Source organism: Halobacillus amylolyticus (assembly GCF_022921115.1).
GTDB classification, from domain to species: Bacteria; Bacillota; Bacilli; order Bacillales; family Halobacillaceae; genus Halobacillus_A; species Halobacillus_A amylolyticus.
Window position 1 is genome coordinate 1,840,001 of sequence record NZ_CP095075.1, and the last position, 16,270, is coordinate 1,856,270.

A 16,270-nucleotide genomic window follows, 5' to 3' on the forward strand; every position below is an offset into this window, starting at 1 on the left:
GCTACTCATACCGGCATTCTCACTTCTAAGCGCTCCACCAGTCCTTACGGTCTGACTTCTCCGCTCTTAGAACGCTCTCCTACCACTGATCCGTTCGGATCAATCCGCAGCTTCGGTGGTGTGTTTAGCCCCGGTATATTTTCGGCGCAGAGTCACTCGACCAGTGAGCTATTACGCACTCTTTCAATGATGGCTGCTTCTAAGCCAACATCCTGGTTGTCTAAGCAACTCCACATCCTTTTCCACTTAACACACACTTTGGGACCTTAGCTGGCGGTCTGGGCTGTTTCCCTTTCGACCATGAACCTTATCACCCATGGTCTGACTCCCAGAACAAAGTCGTTGGCATTCGGAGTTTGACTGAATTCGGTAACCCGGTAGGGGCCCCTCGTCCAATCAGTGCTCTACCTCCAAGACTTTCTATTCTGAGGCTAGCCCTAAAGCTATTTCGGAGAGAACCAGCTATCTCCGTGTTCGATTGGCATTTCACCCCTACCCACACCTCATCCCCGCAATTTTCAACTTGCGTGGGTTCGGGCCTCCAGTCAGTGTTACCTGACCTTCACCCTGGACATGGGTAGATCACACGGTTTCGGGTCTACGACCGCCTACTGCTTCGCCCTATTCAGACTCGCTTTCGCTGCGGCTCCGCTGCTTTAGCTTAACCTTGCAGACGGTCGTAACTCGCCGGTTCATTCTACAAAAGGCACGCCGTCACCCATCAATGGGCTCCGACTACTTGTAGGCACACGGTTTCAGGATCTCTTTCACTCCCCTTCCGGGGTGCTTTTCACCTTTCCCTCACGGTACTGGTTCACTATCGGTTACTAGGGAGTATTTAGCCTTGGGAGATGGTCCTCCCGGATTCCGACGGAATTCCTCGTGTTCCGCCGTACTCAGGATCCACTCCGGAGAAAAGAAGATGTCGACTACAGGGCTCTTACCTGCTCCGGCTGATCGTTCCAGATCGATTCATCTATCCTCTTTTTTTGTAACTCCAAAGGAGTGTCCTACAACCCCAAAAAGCAAGCTTTCTGGTTTGGGCTGATTCCGTTTCGCTCGCCGCTACTTGGGAAATCGCGTTTGCTTTCTCTTCCTCCGGGTAATGAGATGTTTCAGTTCCCCGGGTCTGCCTTCCCTTACCTATGTATTCAGTAAAGGATCCTGCTCCATTACGAGCAGGGGGTTTCCCCATTCGGAAATCTTCGGTGCATAGCCTACTTACGGCTTCCCAAAGCATATCGGTGTTAGTCCCGTCCTTCATCGGCTCCTAGTACCAAGGCATCCACCGTGCGCCCTTATTCACTTAACTATTATCGTCGTGAAAAGACGTTAAAAAATTGATATTTGATGTCTTGTCATCCCGTGTCGTCCTCTATCAAAAGAAGATCGCCACGTTCTGATTAATCTTATCCAGTTTTCAAGGTTCACATTGAAAGATCGTTTGATCTCTCAAAACTGAACAACCAACCATGTACGTCTTCCGTATGCGGCAGCTTCCCGACATTCTCGTAAGAGAAAGGGGTTGCCTTGCATATTCCTTAGAAAGGAGGTGATCCAGCCGCACCTTCCGATACGGCTACCTTGTTACGACTTCACCCCAATCATTGGCCCCACCTTCGGCGGCTGGCTCCATAAAGGTTACCTCACCGACTTCGGGTGTTGCCAACTCTCGTGGTGTGACGGGCGGTGTGTACAAGGCCCGGGAACGTATTCACCGCGGCATGCTGATCCGCGATTACTAGCGATTCCGGCTTCATGCAGGCGAGTTGCAGCCTGCAATCCGAACTGAGAATGGTTTTATGGGATTTGCTACACCTTGCGGCTTCGCTGCCCTTTGTACCATCCATTGTAGCACGTGTGTAGCCCAGGTCATAAGGGGCATGATGATTTGACGTCATCCCCGCCTTCCTCCGGTTTGTCACCGGCAGTCACCTTAGAGTGCCCAACTTAATGCTGGCAACTAAGATTAGGGGTTGCGCTCGTTGCGGGACTTAACCCAACATCTCACGACACGAGCTGACGACAACCATGCACCACCTGTCACTTGGTCCCCGAAGGGAAGACCCTATCTCTAGGGCGGTCCAAGGATGTCAAGACCTGGTAAGGTTCTTCGCGTTGCTTCGAATTAAACCACATGCTCCACCGCTTGTGCGGGCCCCCGTCAATTCCTTTGAGTTTCAGCCTTGCGGCCGTACTCCCCAGGCGGAGTGCTTAATGCGTTAACTTCAGCACTAAGGGGTGGAAGCCCCCTAACACCTAGCACTCATCGTTTACGGCGTGGACTACCAGGGTATCTAATCCTGTTTGCTACCCACGCTTTCGCACCTCAGCGTCAGAGACAGACCAGAGAGTCGCCTTCGCCACTGGTGTTCCTCCACATATCTACGCATTTCACCGCTACACGTGGAATTCCACTCTCCTCTTCTGTCCTCAAGTTCCCCAGTTTCCAATGACCCTCCACGGTTGAGCCGTGGGCTTTCACATCAGACTTAAGGAACCGCCTGCGCGCGCTTTACGCCCAATAATTCCGGACAACGCTTGCCCCCTACGTATTACCGCGGCTGCTGGCACGTAGTTAGCCGGGGCTTCCTCGTTAGGTACCGTCAAGGTACCGCCCTGTTCGAACGGTACTTGTTCTTCCCTAACAACAGAACTTTACGATCCGAAGACCTTCATCGTTCACGCGGCGTTGCTCCGTCAGACTTTCGTCCATTGCGGAAGATTCCCTACTGCTGCCTCCCGTAGGAGTCTGGGCCGTGTCTCAGTCCCAGTGTGGCCGATCACCCTCTCAGGTCGGCTACGCATCGTTGCCTTGGTGAGCCGTTACCTCACCAACTAGCTAATGCGCCGCGGGCCCATCTGTAAGTGATAGCGAGAAGCCATCTTTTACCTTCCCCTCATGCGAGAGAAAGGATTACCCGGCATTAGCCCCGGTTTCCCGGAGTTATTCCGATCTTACAGGCAGGTTGCCCACGTGTTACTCACCCGTCCGCCGCTCATTCCACAAGCATCACCCCCGAAGGGGATCTGCCTGCTTCCTGCGCTCGACTTGCATGTATTAGGCACGCCGCCAGCGTTCGTCCTGAGCCAGGATCAAACTCTCCATAAAAGTTGAGAATGACTTGCTCATTTTGCACACCGAATGTGCTTGTTTGAATTCTCTCTATAATAATAGAAAGAATGAATTGACGTACTGGTTGGTTCGTTCAGTTTTCAAAGATCAAAAGATTGCTTGCCGCTTCAAAACAGCGACTCAATAAATATATCATGGTTAGTAAGTTAAGTCAATAACTTTTTTCATGATGATTTGTCGAAGCTTTTAGTCTGTTGCCGTCTCTTAAAGCGACAAGTAATAATATATCACGTGAAATATAACATTTCAATAGTTTTTCAAAAAAAGATTAGGAATTTAAAAATGGTTATAGGATTGTTCCCTATGTTTATTATGACTTCAAATGACTTAAGTTCCTGCAGTATTTATATCAAAGGATTCCTATGATTAGGTCTCCTCTGAATCCACACCTTCAAGGTCAAGCCAAGAGAGCATTTCCCGTACAATCGTGTTTATCTTTTCATCAACTGTTTCATCACCGTACTTTTTCTTGGCACGCTCAATGTTCTCGATAACATCATCACCAAAATGAATAATTGGATCATCATTTTCAAGGTTATTGAGAAGATCAAGGATTTCATCTAATGCTTTATCGAATTTTTTACTTTCTAATTCAGTTGCCTTCGTTAATTTATCACCCCGTAAATAGGATGTCCAAAAAGGTGTAAAATAAAGGTGCGAAAAAAGAGATGAAAATCGTCTCCCTAATACACCCGCGGTTATATGAGCGAGTTAAGCTATATATTGTATAATTGTTATCACCAAACACTAGGTAAGGAATGTCTAAAGGAGAATCTACGATGGATAAACTGTATTTCACGTTGGAAGATGAGAGTATTAAATATTTGTCACAAATAGATCCTCAGTTAAACAACTTAATTAAGGTTATTGGAACAATCGATATCCCCTTAAATAAAGATTATTACCGATCGATTGTTAAACAAATCATTGGCCAGCAATTATCCCTGAAGGCAGCCCACACCATCAATACTAGACTAGAGGAAATTTGGCCAAACCTTCAACCAGAGTTATTAGAAAATCTAAGTGATGAACAAATTAGAAGTGCCGGTGTATCCAGACCTAAAATCAAATATATAAGGGAATTAACTCAAAAACATCTATCTAATGAAGTGGATTTTTCCAGTATTCATTTACTGGAAAATGAGGAAGTGATCAAAACCTTAACTAGTATAACAGGAATTGGTAGATGGACTGCGGAGATGTTTTTAATTTTTTCGTTGGGGAGATTAAATGTATTGTCATATGGAGATGTGAGCATCAAAAATTCGATCAGGTGGCTTTACCAGCTAGAGAAAGGTGAGCCCCTGGATTTGGAGGTTTATTGTAAAAAGTGGCGGCCATTCAACTCTGTAGTTTCCCTCTACTTATGGGAGGCGATTAACTCTGACTTTGTTAAAAATCCTCCTCCTAAGTGCCAGTCTTTATAATACTGGTGATCTTTATCACTGAGGATGGTGAAGCATTGGAGAAAGTTTACTATTTTTTGCTACAGGTTATTACTTTGCAAGGGTTGTGATTGTTGGTATTAGGAAAACTCATGTAGTAAAGTATTCTCTTCTTTTGAAGACGCTTTGAATGATTACAAGGTAACAGTGGGAGAAAACCTTGTGTTAGTTGGGGAGGACACTCTTTGCTGTTAGTGAAGAACATGGGGGATTATTTTTCCATCGAAATGTACACTAAGGATGCCTCAAGCATGGTCAACCCAAAGAGACCAACACCATTCAGACTAAGTTTCATGGTTCTTCAAGGGATATCGGATCACCTTAGATAAAAACAACCACCCAAAACTTGCTAGGCTAGGGTGGTTGTTTTTATAGAATAGTATTAATTTGAAGCAGAAAAATGAGTTTCGTAATTTGGCTTTGGTGACAGCAGAGAAAAAATAGCAGCAAGCAACGGAAGTAAAATCATCACCCACAGGATTTCCTGATATCCTCCAAACCAATCATAAAATAAACCAAAAGGAAGAGGTCCAAACGCTGATCCTAACACCATAACCGTTTGAGCAATTCCTTTAATACTTCCTAAATGTTCCCTTCCAAAATAATTCGGCCAAACGATGCTCAATACAATACGTTCAAACCCATTGACCACTCCCCAGACCACGCCATACAGCATAGCCATTGCCCAGGAATTGACTTGCAGGAGAATAAGTAAGATCACGATATGACCGCCAAATGTAACCGCTAATATAAAGTGTACTGGAACCCGATCGACTAGATAGCCTACAAGAAAGGTGACCGGAAACCCGATTAGGGCCATCATAGTTAAGACGAGGGCTGCAACTGAATCCGACAATCCCTTTCCTTCAGCAATAGATACCAGATGGAAAGTCACTCCTGTGTTTACTAAAGCAGGCACACTCACACAAAATAAAATCAGCCAAAAAGCCCTCGTCTTCATGGCCTCCTTTAGTGTCCAGCTTTTCTCATTAATTTCTGCGTTAAGATTTTCTTCTCCATCTTGAAGAACATGCTTGGGTGTCCCATCAGGTATTTCTCCTATATCTTTAGGCTGATTACGGACAAATAAATAAGCGAGGGGAACGAAAACAATTAGAAGAAATATCCCCCAAGTTGTCCACGTCGTTCTCCATCCAAATACATCAATCATCCACGTATTCAACGGCGGTAGTAAAGCAGAACTTGCAAAGCCGCCAATCGCCATCACACTTAAGGCCCTCCCTCTTTTTCCTATAAACCATTGAGGAACGAGGGTATTGGGAATAAGTGTTAGGGACCCCTGCCCAAATAATCGCAGCATAAAAAAACCTAAAAACATCATGATAGCGCCAGTCAAAAAAGCATTCCAAAAACAGGCGACAGCTAATAATATTCCTGCAGCAGTCATCATGACTCGCTGTCCCAGCCGGTCAACAAGCCTCCCCACTAGGAATAGCGTTAAACCTGCACACAATGTTGCCGTGGAATATAAGCCGGAAACAAGTGACCTGGAATAGTCAAAATCATCAATATAGTGTTCGATAAATATTGATATCGAATACGTTTGTCCTGGACCAGAAAAAAACATGCTTAACCCTGCAGCAAACACAACCATCCACCCATAGAAAAAAGGGGGTCGTATCGGTGTTTGATTGGATCTTTTACTTATCATCGCTGGCTCCCCTCCCAGACAAAAACAGTCCTTTCCGCAATAAAGTGAACCTTCTATCAGTGTGAGTTTTCTTTATCTCCACTGATGGTTCGCGAGGCTCACATGAAGTGTGGGTCACACAGACGCTGCCAAGGACGTGGCGACCTTAGTCTGTGTTCTTTAAATCGGACAAGTTGCCCCCCACTTAGCTGTCCATTTTACGGTGAAATCTTGAAGTGGGGTTCTTACTGACCGTTAATGCGGAATAAATGTAAAAGGCTAATTTCACAAAAAAAGAAACCAGCGTGTCATCAACTGGTACTGAAATGGGTTCATATCTAAATATTAGAGATGTTCCCCGTGCTGAAGCTTCTTTATATGCTCTTGTAAATCCTCTTTACGGACTCTCCAATGACGTCCAATTTTGAACCCTGGAATGCGTCCTTCTTGTACTAATTTATATGTAGTGACTTCACTAATCTGCAGATATTCAGCCACTTGAGATATGGTCATGATCTCTTGTTCCTTCTCCATAATTAGATCTTCCTTTAACTGTAATGTTATTACAAGTTTAAACTGTTTGAGTGAATATCTCAAATATATTAGCAACGAGAAGCGTACAATGCCCCTTTTCAAGAAAGGCCAGTCACAGTCACCTACATAGCGGGGCAAGCTCATAATTTAAGGGTGAAAACATAACTCAGATAGTGAATCTCACACTTTTTTACCTCCTCTGCTGTTCATTACACATTGAAAAGGCCCTTATCTGTAAACTTTGAGGACAAACTTTACCATCATCATCCGTTTACTGACGTATGGAAACCCGATCAGCTCCCTTTATAAGTAACTTTGTAAATTATTTATTAATGTAAACGCTTAACACGATTTCCCCCATTGCAATTCACATGATAATCTTATAATCTATTATAGTCAGTTATAAAAGGTTATTAAATAAAACACTTAAAATCATTTAAATGAATTCCATTAAGGACCTGACTGCTGCGAGACTCAGTAGTCTCAAAATAAAAATAAACCAAAAGAAAGAGGGTATTTATGTCGACTTTATCAATCAAAGAACAATGGTTTGGCAACCTGAAAGGGGATGTGCTATCCGGTATTGTGGTGGCTTTAGCACTTATCCCAGAAGCGATTGCCTTTTCCATTATTGCAGGAGTAGACCCTATGGTTGGTCTCTACGCGTCCTTTTGTATTTCCGTGGTAATCGCCTTCTTTGGCGGCAGACCCGGAATGATTTCGGGGGCAACTGGCGCCATGGCTTTGCTTATGATCACATTGGTTGCCGAGCATGGCATTCAATATTTATTAGCTACAACCATACTAACAGGAATTTTACAAATACTATTCGGGGTATTTAAGCTGGCTAGATTTATGAAATTCATCCCACGTTCTGTTATGGTGGGATTCGTGAATGCTTTAGGAATCATGATCTTCACTTCACAGCTCCAGCATTTTGCAAATGAAACGTGGATGATTTATGTATTAGTAGGGATAACCCTGGCGATTATCTATTTATTTCCTTTAGTCACAAAAGCAATCCCTTCTACACTCGTTGCAATTGTTGTTGTGTCTGCAATTGCCATTTTCATGAATATCGGCGTCCGAAACGTAGGAGACATGGGTGAACTGACTCAGACCCTTCCATTGTTTGCTTTACCAACTATTCCATTAAATATAGAAACACTAATGATCATCTTTCCTTATGCCCTTGCTTTAACTATCGTAGGGTTATTGGAATCCTTATTAACGTCATCGATTGTTGATGATATGACAGATACAGAGAGTAACAAAAACAAAGAAAGTCGCGGGCAAGGAATAGCCAACATTGTTGCTGGCTGCTTCGGGGGCATGGCTGGATGCGCAATGATTGGTCAATCTGTGATCAACGTCAAATCAGGTGGTAATGGGCGACTGTCCTCCTTAGTGGCTGGTGTTATCCTGATGTTCATGATTATCGTGCTTGGAGGAGTGGTCGTTCAAATTCCAATGGCTGCCCTTGCCGGGGTTATGATTATGGTTGCTATCGGCACATTTGATTGGAGTTCTGTCAGAAACATTCACAAGCTTCCTCTATCGGATGCCACCGTCATGATCGTTACCGTCTTAACCGTAGTTCTTTCTCACAATTTAGCGTACGGTGTCCTAGCAGGTGTCGTTCTCAGTATGATTTTCTTTGCTATAAAGATATCAAAGGTTCGTGTTTCTTCCCTATATGTGAATGAAGGGCGTAAACGAATCTATTATGTTCAAGGGCAGCTGTTCTTTGCTTCCGTCACTGAGTTTGTATCTTCTATAGATTTTAAAGATTCGGTCGCGGAAGTGGAAATTGATCTAAGTCAATCCCATCTATGGGATGACTCAGCTATTAGTGCGCTGGATAACGTGGAAAGCAAGTTTGAGCAAAATGGCATTCAAGTTAACTTTATAGGATTAAACGGAGAGAGTTCCCGCCTATTAACTCGTCTTGGAGGGGTGTCCAAAAGCGCCGGCCATTAATAATTTAAAATTTTGAGGAGCTTGATTATGTTTAACAAAATATTATTAGCCACCGATGGTTCCGATCACTCGAATCGAGCGATTGAACAAACAGTGAAAATGGTTTCTCCGTACAAGGAGCAAGTCACAATTGACTTGATTTATGCTGTAGACGGTGAAACCTCTAAGTCAGATATTCTAAAATATGGTGACTCGAATACAGCAACCATTAAACGAAAAGAAAAGTTCTTAGACACCATTCAGCACATCAAGTCCCAGGGAATACAGGCTGACATTATCCTCTTACACGGGGAACCAGCCGAAGAGATCACAGAGTATGCAAACCACCATGAATATGATTGTGTCGTCGTTGGCAGCCGTGGGCGAAATAAATTACAAACCCTTATTTTAGGCAGTGTCAGTCATAAACTCGTAAAATATATTCAGTCACCTGTGATCGTTGTTAAATAGAAAAAGCGTGTAGCTAAAGGTTCAATTAGCTACACGTTTTTTTACTAGCAAAAGAAAGCCCCGATTGCGGAAAAACCGAGGCCGTCCCTGGTCCGAACAGGGATTGGGAATCCTGTTATATTCCGGACTAGCATCTACTATATCTAACTTTACATCTTCCTTCAATCTTTTTGGCATCATTTAATTAAATAGAGTGATTTAATTATAAATGAAGTGACACCATTTATAATATGATATAATATAGTATAAAAGGCTAAAGCGGTGAATAGGGTGTTAGAAGATACAGGAGAACGTGTGATTCTAGAAGAAATGAAGCCTACCAATCAGTTATTACTCGAGCATATTGCCAGATATACTTTCTCTACTCCTTACGTAAAGGGGAGAGTGTTGGATATCGCATGCGGGACAGGATACGGCAGTCTTCATGTGGCCAAAGCACGTAAAAAAGAGATCAAAGAAATAATAGGTGTAGATATCAGTGCAGATGCCATTCAATATGCTAAGCAACATTATTACCACCCCCTCCTCACCTTTCACAAAGGGGATGTTATGAACCCCTCTCTAAAAGATGAAATTGGGCGGTTTGATACCATTTTAAGTTTTGAAACCATTGAGCATGTTGTTGATGATCGCACATTCATGCAACGCATTTATAAACTATTAAAACCTGGAGGCAGCCTTGTGCTTTCGACTCCTTTTGGAAAAGGAAGAGACTATCCCTGTGGGTCGCCTTTCCATTACTTTCAATTGACGAAAGATGAGTTTCACCAAATCTTTCATTCTTTTTCTGAGGTCGAAATTTTTTATCAAAGAGGGGTAACCATTGAACCTCCTAGAGAGGGTGTTTATTATCCATTAGGTGTTGCTGTATGTAAAAGGTAATTTGCCTCTACTCTATTAGGACGTTTGTGCAAGGCGTCTAATTAATGGATTATGGATAACCTCCTACTACGTTTTCAGGCAGGCTTCGCGAGAATCTTATTGTTCAATAAGTGGCTTTGACATTTGTTTTTTTGAAAAAATTAGTCTTACTTCGCCATAAAGCGCAGAAATGAAGTCTGCCCCCGGCGCTTTAGTTAGCATGCTGGAAGGCAGACATTAAAATAGGTCAGTTTACCGAACTATTTCGACAAAGTGGGAAAGAATCTTTCCTGTAAGACCCCAAATCACCTTATCCTCATAGATGTAGAAATACTCGTCTATTTGCCTCGTTCGCCAATCATAATCCTGTCCACCAACGATGAGATCAAACGGGAAGTCCTCTTCTGGTTTCGCCTCAAAACTCACCTTATGCACTTGTGGCTCTGTTTTTAGAAAAAAGGAAAGTGGAACTGTAAAGAAGTCCTCAACCTCAGCAGGATTTGGTTTAATCGATTCGTGGTCATTTATGAATCCTGCATATGGATAGACGATCATGCCAAATGGGGAAACGATGTAATCTAATGGGAACACATCAGAAATGTTCTCGTGGTTAATGCCTAATTCTTCTGTTGTCTCCCTTATGGCTGCGCCTTTTTCCGTTTTGTCCTGGCGATCAATTTTCCCGCCTGGAAAACAGATATCTCCCGGCTGCCTTCGCAGCTTTTGCGAACGAACCTCAAACAGGACATGCCATTCATTGTCTTTTTCGACAAGTGGCAATAGGATAGCAAACTTTGAAAAGTCCTGGCTCCCAAGGATAGAGGGCGTATGTTGGTTTACTTTATTTAAGATTATCTCTGTGTCCATATTTTCACCTCAACCTTACTTTCTTCTACTATAACAGGTTAAAAGGAAAAACTCGTCCATTCAATGCTTTATCGTTATATAGAGAACTCTTTATAGGAATGTTTATGTTTTATAATTACAAAAAATGAGGTATAGTGTATATAGAAGCTCATATAATAAAAAAGGCTGAACGGTGCTGTTAACACCATTCAGCCTAAGTGTAATAGCCCTTCAAGGGGGCAGCTCACGTCAGAGTGTGAAAATAATCACCCTAAATGCTTGCTAGGCCTAGGGTGGTTATTTTTTGTTTGACAATATCGCAACAATTAATGTTGCAAACGAGATCATAAGAAACAAAGTCTCAAATACTGTCATTCCCTTTCTAAAGAAAGGGAAATGGGCCACTTCTCCTGAAATAGGAGATAAGGTTGCTAGCCTTCTGCTATGGACCTCACTCTATCCTCTCTTATACGAGTAAACATTCATTATCATAGATAAAGGAATATCGTATATCTATAAACAAAAAATGCTCATCATTTAATGGAAAGCTGAAGGTGCGAATCATATCCTTTGTCTCAATATCCGAATAAATGTCAGACAGGATCCCTTTCCTCCACGTTTTCATTTGCATCACATTTTCTAAGAAATAGGGACGAAATGCCCAATTAGATCCTTTTTTATCTTGTTCAAGCTCCCATGTCTGTTCCCGTTTGCGAAAGTTTGAAGACACTTGCTGACCGTCACTGTTACAAACAAACATACGAAAACTTTCTTCATCAAATTGATCCGTCACAAACTCAACAAACGAATCAACCTTTCTAGCTCCCTCCCATTTGGGAAGCAGCCCCTTCACCTTTTGTTCCCAGGCCAAGGTGAAGGTAAGTCGCTGTTCTACCAAAGATTTTTCCCGGAGGATATAGGCAGCTACCTTTTCCCCAATGTCTAACGAAAGTGAATTTTTCGTAACGAGCTCAAATTCTGGTTTGGCCAGGTAGTGCCCTTGATAATAGCGTCCTCCATGCTTCCAGGCAAAGTATAGCTGAAAATCATCCTCAATATTTTCAAATAGCAGGGCGGCACCTATGCGGTGGGCTAGCATGGATAGTGAGTAGATAATATCTTGAAAACTGTCGGAGTTATGCGTACGAATCATCTTTGTATCTATTTTTAAAATGTTGGGTTCAAGCTGGCGAATTCGATCTATGTTAGAGCTTTTAGCACCTACATGATCTACAGCAACTTGTATTCCATATGTTTTGTAGTAGAGAAGTAAGTGACTTAGAACTTCAAACTCTTCATCGAAATCATGTTCGGTGACCTCGATAACCACTCTGTTCATTGAAAATCCCTTTTGTTCAAACATAAGCAATGTTTCTAACAAGTCTTCCCCATCATTAACCATCAATTGCTTGGGATTTCGATTGAGGAACAAAAGGCCTTCTTTGTTGGACTCGAGCATTTCTGTGATAGCGATTTGTAATAAGTGCTGATCCACTTCAACCTTGAACTCGTCTGGTACATCATTATCATGAAAAAAAGGGCCAAGACTCATCCATTCTTCAGCATCATGAAATCGACCTAATACTTCATATCCGATCACATCGTGTTTAATAGCACTGACAATTGGTTGATACACTGGCTTTATGTTATGTAGATTCCCAACAATATCTAACGGATCCATGAGTCTCCCCTCCTTCATTCGGTTTTTATTAAAGCATTCTGCTCAGGATGAAAACTTCATTTACAGTTTACCATGGAAGTAATTTTTGCACATCAAAAGACGCCCCGAATTGGATTGTATCTATGAGCTGAACCTCGTTCGGCTAGTTTTCTCCGAAGCATTGGGTGGGAGTCATCCACTCCCTTATTCGATAATTTTCACGAAAAATCCTATGTACACGTTCACCTATTAGACAGAGGAGGAAGCGCGAGGTCGTGTAGCTTTGAACCATTGATAGCAAAGGAGGCAAATAAGAATCATATCGATTGCATCACCACCGTAATACATGAGCATGCCGCCAGATTCTGCCTGAGCCGCTGGCACAGCATGAGGTGGATGGGCATAGATGTATTTGGATAGGATCCCGTGGCTGGCTAGCGCAATCACTAACACGATCGAACGGTAAATGAAGCTAAATCGGTGTGGGATCGGATCAATATAAACGATGGCCGCTGTGAAAAGGTAGCCTGCGACAAACACGTGAATCTGCACCATCGCATGTACAAAGATATTTTGTTGCATCACCATATACAAATCAGTCGTATAGAGGAGCCATAACCCTCCGATATTGAGCACAGCTGCTGTGATAGGGTGTGTAAACATTCTTATTGGATAACTTCTTAGTACGCGCGAAAAACTCCGTGCTACAGATAAGGGGAGTGTTCGGAGAAGCAGTGTCATCGGTGCTGCCAGAACTAAAAGAAGCGGAGCAAGCATTCCTAACAACAGATGGCCGAACATATGTGCAGTGAAATAAGTGTGGGCACGGCTCGCTAATGGTCCAATGATCGCTGTGGCAGCACAGAGGACTCCGCCAATCCAGAAGACATAACGGTGGAACGGCCATGGCCTAAGCCAACTATATTTGCTCGATATGATACCTGCCCCGACATACAATATTACGAATAGCACAAATACTAGTGCCAACACAAGGTCCGAGAACACGATACTTTCGTGATGCACATGATCATTATTCATGGAAGGAGGTCACTCCCGTTTGCTGTAATTTGTTTCGTGTGCGAAAAACAAAAAAAGCACCAGCGACGATCATAACAGCTGCCGATATATTCCATACCAAGTCATAAATAAGAATATTCTCCACGTAGCGAATTTGGTGGATTCGCATTAGCTTGTGCTGGACGATACCATCGTATAACTGAAACGATCCGGCCCCAATTAAAACACCGCCCCACCATCTCGTCAGCCACAATGCGCTGCTCCGGCGTAGGTCTGCAACCATGAACAATGATGCAATCGTCGCGAACCAACTAAAAGCGTGGAACAACCCATCAGATACCAATCCAATATCGGTCGTAGATTTATCGTAAAAATGATGCCAATGCAGCAGTTGATGAAAAACGGTCTCATCTATAAAGGCGATAAGCCCAACACCAAACAGAAAGCCTGCCCATAAGTTTCGAGTTGAGTACGCAAAGTGTTTGGAATCATTTAAATTATTTTTTTGATGTGCAGTTTTTTTAACCATACAACCCCCCATTGCTCTTACACTTAGGATACACCCATTTTTCAATGATTTCCCCGAGTTAGGCGTTATAAACCTAACATTTATAAAGAAATAGATAAAAAAAAGCAAAGTAAAACAAGACAAACTAATGAAGCCCCTCCTCTATCACCAAAAAAAGGGGGGGATTAGTTTTAATTCATCGGTCGTTTTTTTATGAAAAGGAGATGCACCCCATATGATAGTTCCTTTGCGGGGGTCCCCTTCCCATTATAATTCACGGCTATATCGATTTTGTCGGGTTTTCATTTTTTGTATAAGCCATTTAAATCCGACACCGATTGCAATGTAGAAGGGAAATGAGTAGATATATTCCCAGCTATGTAGAGTGTAAATGTTCATCCATACGAACAGAGGTTCAGCAATAAAGACAGCCCCTGCTGCCGTAACAACGTGGGCAATAAGATATGACTTCCATTTCGAAAACCATTGATAAAGGAGCATATAGCAAACAGGTATTACCGTAAAATCAACGGGATTGAGTGTGGGAACCATTTGAATCAGCTTATACCCATACGTCCATAGAAGAAAGGAAATACCGACTGTATCTAGAAACATAGCCGTAACCGTAACAAGTGCACCCATGAAGGAGATTTCCAATAGCCTTTTTTTATCAACCAATCTCCACCACATGATCCATGGCACAATAGTTATAACCAAGAGAAACCACCAATTGAACGAAAACAGCTCATGTTCGACCCAATGAGCGTAGGAAGTCTCAAATAATTTTTTTTGTGCTTCATACAGAGGGGCTATATTGTTTAAGTAACTTTGGTTGATCATAGATGTTCCTCCAATAGAAATTCTCTCATCCTATTTTCTAGGCCAATGAACTTCCAACACATTCCATCAAATCACTATAAAAAGTCAAAATGCCTCACAATAATCTTTCCATCCCTGCGTTTAGCTCTTCTTTTTTGCAAGCTCTTTTCGGTCTGCTGCTTCTGGTGGTTGTTCCAGCCATCCATGGTTAATCATGATGTTTGCTCCATCATCCGAATAATGAAGAATCTCGGCCATGAGACGTGTATAGGTTACACCTAAATCATGTCTTGGACTTGTTGACATCGCGATTCCATATTGCCCGATACCTGATGCGGTTAATGTTGCAATATGATACATCATAAGTTTATCGGAAAAAGGTGCAATCCTTGAATTGGTTACTTCTTGCGCTAAATCTATTGCACCACTCACGTAATCTTCATGAAGGATGGAATTAAATGCTTCAAAGTGTTGTTTTGATATATCCCTACCTCTTTCTAAATACTTCTGAACGTCTTTTTCTCTTGCAACCTGACTAAAACCTATTATAACAGCTTGTCCCAGTGCGTTTCGTTTTGCATTATAAGCAAGGCTTGCAATTTCAATCCCAAGTAATGGCCTGCGATGACCTAGATATCCTGTTAGAAAGCTCTGCTTTTTAACAAAATCCACTTGTTCTGGTGTAGGAAGAACAGGCGGACGAACATATACTCCTTTTTCCTTTGCTAACTTTTTTGCATCATTATGGAGCTTTTTCGCTTCTAATACACAGTCCGAATAAAACTCAATGATATCGTCACGAGCTACAAGCGATAACGCCAAAGCATAGGAACTGAGCCCAAACTTCCCCATGTTTAGGATATACATCAAATAAAATTTATCAGTAAACAGGCGGGGAGCATCTAGATTCACATCTTGGTCGGTAAAGCCAACCGGAATCGGATAATTCTCTGCTTTTAAAATTTCCGTTACTTTTTTAACGTGTTGCTTCGACAGGTCAAGGGCATATTCTAAAACGGAACGTATATCGCTATCATCTATATTCGACAAGAAATATTTAATCCCACAGATCGCCATAGAATCATTTTGGTATGACGTCCAAAGATTAGAAATTTCGGCAGCTGTTAATTCTGTTTCATGTGTTTTTGCCATAAAATATCCTCCTAATACATTTCAGTTAAGATGGTTATCCCTTACCTAAATCAACGAGAGCCCTTTTTTTCATTTTGGAAAAAGTCTATGGAAACCAATAGTAGTAAGGCTGGAATGATAGCACCCATCAAAATATTGAGGGGACATAGGATTCAAAAAGAAATTCATTCAATTCTGCGTAATTGCCGGCAAATAGAATAGCGCCTACACC

General features: G+C 42.5%; 14 protein-coding genes and 2 rRNA genes (1 of these 16 only partly in view). 4 read left to right on the plus strand and 12 right to left on the minus strand.

Annotated elements, in window-relative coordinates; genetic code table 11:
* The 3 genes from MUO15_RS09570 to MUO15_RS22150 all read right to left on the minus strand — a co-directional run.
* A 23S ribosomal RNA gene (locus tag MUO15_RS09570) occupies positions 1 to 1,312 on the minus strand; it reaches 1,609 nt to the left of the window's first position.
* Positions 1,313 to 1,545: 233 nt separating this feature from the next.
* Positions 1,546 to 3,112, minus strand: a 16S ribosomal RNA gene (locus tag MUO15_RS09575).
* The 16S and 23S rRNA genes sit together here, the layout of an rRNA operon.
* A gap of 390 nt (positions 3,113 to 3,502) precedes the next feature.
* Positions 3,503 to 3,838, minus strand: coding sequence for a hypothetical protein (locus tag MUO15_RS22150; RefSeq protein ID WP_396266350.1), 336 nt, complete (start codon positions 3,836 to 3,838; stop codon positions 3,503 to 3,505).
* 77 nt (positions 3,839 to 3,915) lie between these two features.
* On the opposite strand from MUO15_RS22150, the gene MUO15_RS09580 reads away from it, so the two are divergent.
* Positions 3,916 to 4,563, plus strand: a complete 648-nt coding sequence (locus MUO15_RS09580; protein WP_245035378.1) for a DNA-3-methyladenine glycosylase family protein — start codon at positions 3,916 to 3,918, stop codon at positions 4,561 to 4,563.
* A gap of 400 nt (positions 4,564 to 4,963) precedes the next feature.
* On the opposite strand, the gene MUO15_RS09585 is transcribed toward MUO15_RS09580, so the two are convergent.
* Positions 4,964 to 6,253 (minus strand): MFS transporter, encoded by a 1,290-nt coding sequence (locus tag MUO15_RS09585; RefSeq protein WP_245035380.1) that lies wholly within the window; start codon positions 6,251 to 6,253, stop codon positions 4,964 to 4,966.
* A 324-nt stretch (positions 6,254 to 6,577) separates the two neighbouring features.
* Entirely contained in the window at positions 6,578 to 6,766 is a 189-nt protein-coding gene (locus MUO15_RS09590; RefSeq protein WP_245035382.1) for a helix-turn-helix domain-containing protein, read from the minus strand.
* Positions 6,767 to 7,285: 519 nt separating this feature from the next.
* On the opposite strand from MUO15_RS09590, the gene MUO15_RS09595 reads away from it, so the two are divergent.
* The 3 genes from MUO15_RS09595 to MUO15_RS09605 all read left to right on the plus strand — a co-directional run bounded on the left by MUO15_RS09595 (position 7,286) and on the right by MUO15_RS09605 (position 10,078).
* Entirely contained in the window at positions 7,286 to 8,746 is a 1,461-nt protein-coding gene (locus MUO15_RS09595) for a SulP family inorganic anion transporter (protein WP_245035384.1), read from the plus strand.
* Positions 8,747 to 8,773: 27 nt separating this feature from the next.
* A complete protein-coding gene (locus MUO15_RS09600; RefSeq protein ID WP_245035387.1) occupies positions 8,774 to 9,196 on the plus strand; it encodes a universal stress protein in 423 nt (140 codons plus the stop codon).
* Positions 9,197 to 9,466: 270 nt separating this feature from the next.
* Positions 9,467 to 10,078 (plus strand): class I SAM-dependent methyltransferase, encoded by a 612-nt coding sequence (locus tag MUO15_RS09605; RefSeq protein WP_245035947.1) that lies wholly within the window; start codon positions 9,467 to 9,469, stop codon positions 10,076 to 10,078.
* Between the two features lie 231 nt (positions 10,079 to 10,309).
* Here the strand turns inward: MUO15_RS09605 and MUO15_RS09610 are convergent, their stop codons facing one another.
* The 7 genes from MUO15_RS09610 to MUO15_RS09635 form a co-directional block, all read right to left on the minus strand.
* Positions 10,310 to 10,924: an NUDIX hydrolase gene (locus MUO15_RS09610; protein ID WP_245035389.1), complete on the minus strand. Its 615-nt coding sequence runs from the start codon at positions 10,922 to 10,924 to the stop codon at positions 10,310 to 10,312.
* Positions 10,925 to 11,200: 276 nt separating this feature from the next.
* Positions 11,201 to 11,278: a putative holin-like toxin gene (locus MUO15_RS22155; RefSeq protein WP_396266351.1), complete on the minus strand. Its 78-nt coding sequence runs from the start codon at positions 11,276 to 11,278 to the stop codon at positions 11,201 to 11,203.
* Positions 11,279 to 11,369: 91 nt separating this feature from the next.
* Positions 11,370 to 12,584: an EAL domain-containing protein gene (locus MUO15_RS09615; protein ID WP_245035391.1), complete on the minus strand. Its 1,215-nt coding sequence runs from the start codon at positions 12,582 to 12,584 to the stop codon at positions 11,370 to 11,372.
* Positions 12,585 to 12,812: 228 nt separating this feature from the next.
* Positions 12,813 to 13,601, minus strand: a complete 789-nt coding sequence (locus tag MUO15_RS09620) for a cytochrome c oxidase assembly protein (RefSeq protein WP_245035393.1) — start codon at positions 13,599 to 13,601, stop codon at positions 12,813 to 12,815.
* On the minus strand, positions 13,594 to 14,109 hold the full coding sequence (locus MUO15_RS09625) for a DUF2243 domain-containing protein (protein ID WP_245035395.1): 516 nt from the start codon (positions 14,107 to 14,109) through the stop codon (positions 13,594 to 13,596). The genes MUO15_RS09620 and MUO15_RS09625 overlap by 8 nt, the downstream gene beginning before the upstream one ends.
* 246 nt (positions 14,110 to 14,355) lie before the next feature.
* Entirely contained in the window at positions 14,356 to 14,928 is a 573-nt protein-coding gene (locus MUO15_RS09630) for a CBO0543 family protein (protein WP_245035397.1), read from the minus strand.
* Between the two features lie 120 nt (positions 14,929 to 15,048).
* Complete coding sequence (locus tag MUO15_RS09635; RefSeq protein WP_245035399.1) at positions 15,049 to 16,059, minus strand: DUF3231 family protein; 1,011 nt, start codon at positions 16,057 to 16,059, stop codon at positions 15,049 to 15,051.
* Between the last annotated feature and the right edge of the window lie 211 nt (positions 16,060 to 16,270).

Excerpts from the sequence above, each read along its gene's own strand:
- MUO15_RS09635 (WP_245035399.1), bottom strand. The coding sequence starts at position 16,059 with ATGGCAAAAACACATGAAACAGAATTAACAGCTGCCGAAATTTCTAAT.
- MUO15_RS09585 (WP_245035380.1), bottom strand. The coding sequence starts at position 6,253 with ATGATAAGTAAAAGATCCAATCAAACACCGATACGACCCCCTTTTTTC.
- MUO15_RS09590 (WP_245035382.1), bottom strand. The coding sequence starts at position 6,766 with ATGGAGAAGGAACAAGAGATCATGACCATATCTCAAGTGGCTGAATAT.
- MUO15_RS09610 (WP_245035389.1), bottom strand. The coding sequence starts at position 10,924 with ATGGACACAGAGATAATCTTAAATAAAGTAAACCAACATACGCCCTCT.
- MUO15_RS09630 (WP_245035397.1), bottom strand. The coding sequence starts at position 14,928 with ATGATCAACCAAAGTTACTTAAACAATATAGCCCCTCTGTATGAAGCA.
- MUO15_RS09615 (WP_245035391.1), bottom strand. The coding sequence starts at position 12,584 with ATGGATCCGTTAGATATTGTTGGGAATCTACATAACATAAAGCCAGTG.
- MUO15_RS22155 (WP_396266351.1), bottom strand. The coding sequence starts at position 11,278 with ATGACAGTATTTGAGACTTTGTTTCTTATGATCTCGTTTGCAACATTA.
- MUO15_RS09600 (WP_245035387.1), top strand. The coding sequence starts at position 8,774 with ATGTTTAACAAAATATTATTAGCCACCGATGGTTCCGATCACTCGAAT.
- MUO15_RS09620 (WP_245035393.1), bottom strand. The coding sequence starts at position 13,601 with ATGAATAATGATCATGTGCATCACGAAAGTATCGTGTTCTCGGACCTT.
- MUO15_RS09580 (WP_245035378.1), top strand. The coding sequence starts at position 3,916 with ATGGATAAACTGTATTTCACGTTGGAAGATGAGAGTATTAAATATTTG.
- MUO15_RS09625 (WP_245035395.1), bottom strand. The coding sequence starts at position 14,109 with ATGGTTAAAAAAACTGCACATCAAAAAAATAATTTAAATGATTCCAAA.
- MUO15_RS09595 (WP_245035384.1), top strand. The coding sequence starts at position 7,286 with ATGTCGACTTTATCAATCAAAGAACAATGGTTTGGCAACCTGAAAGGG.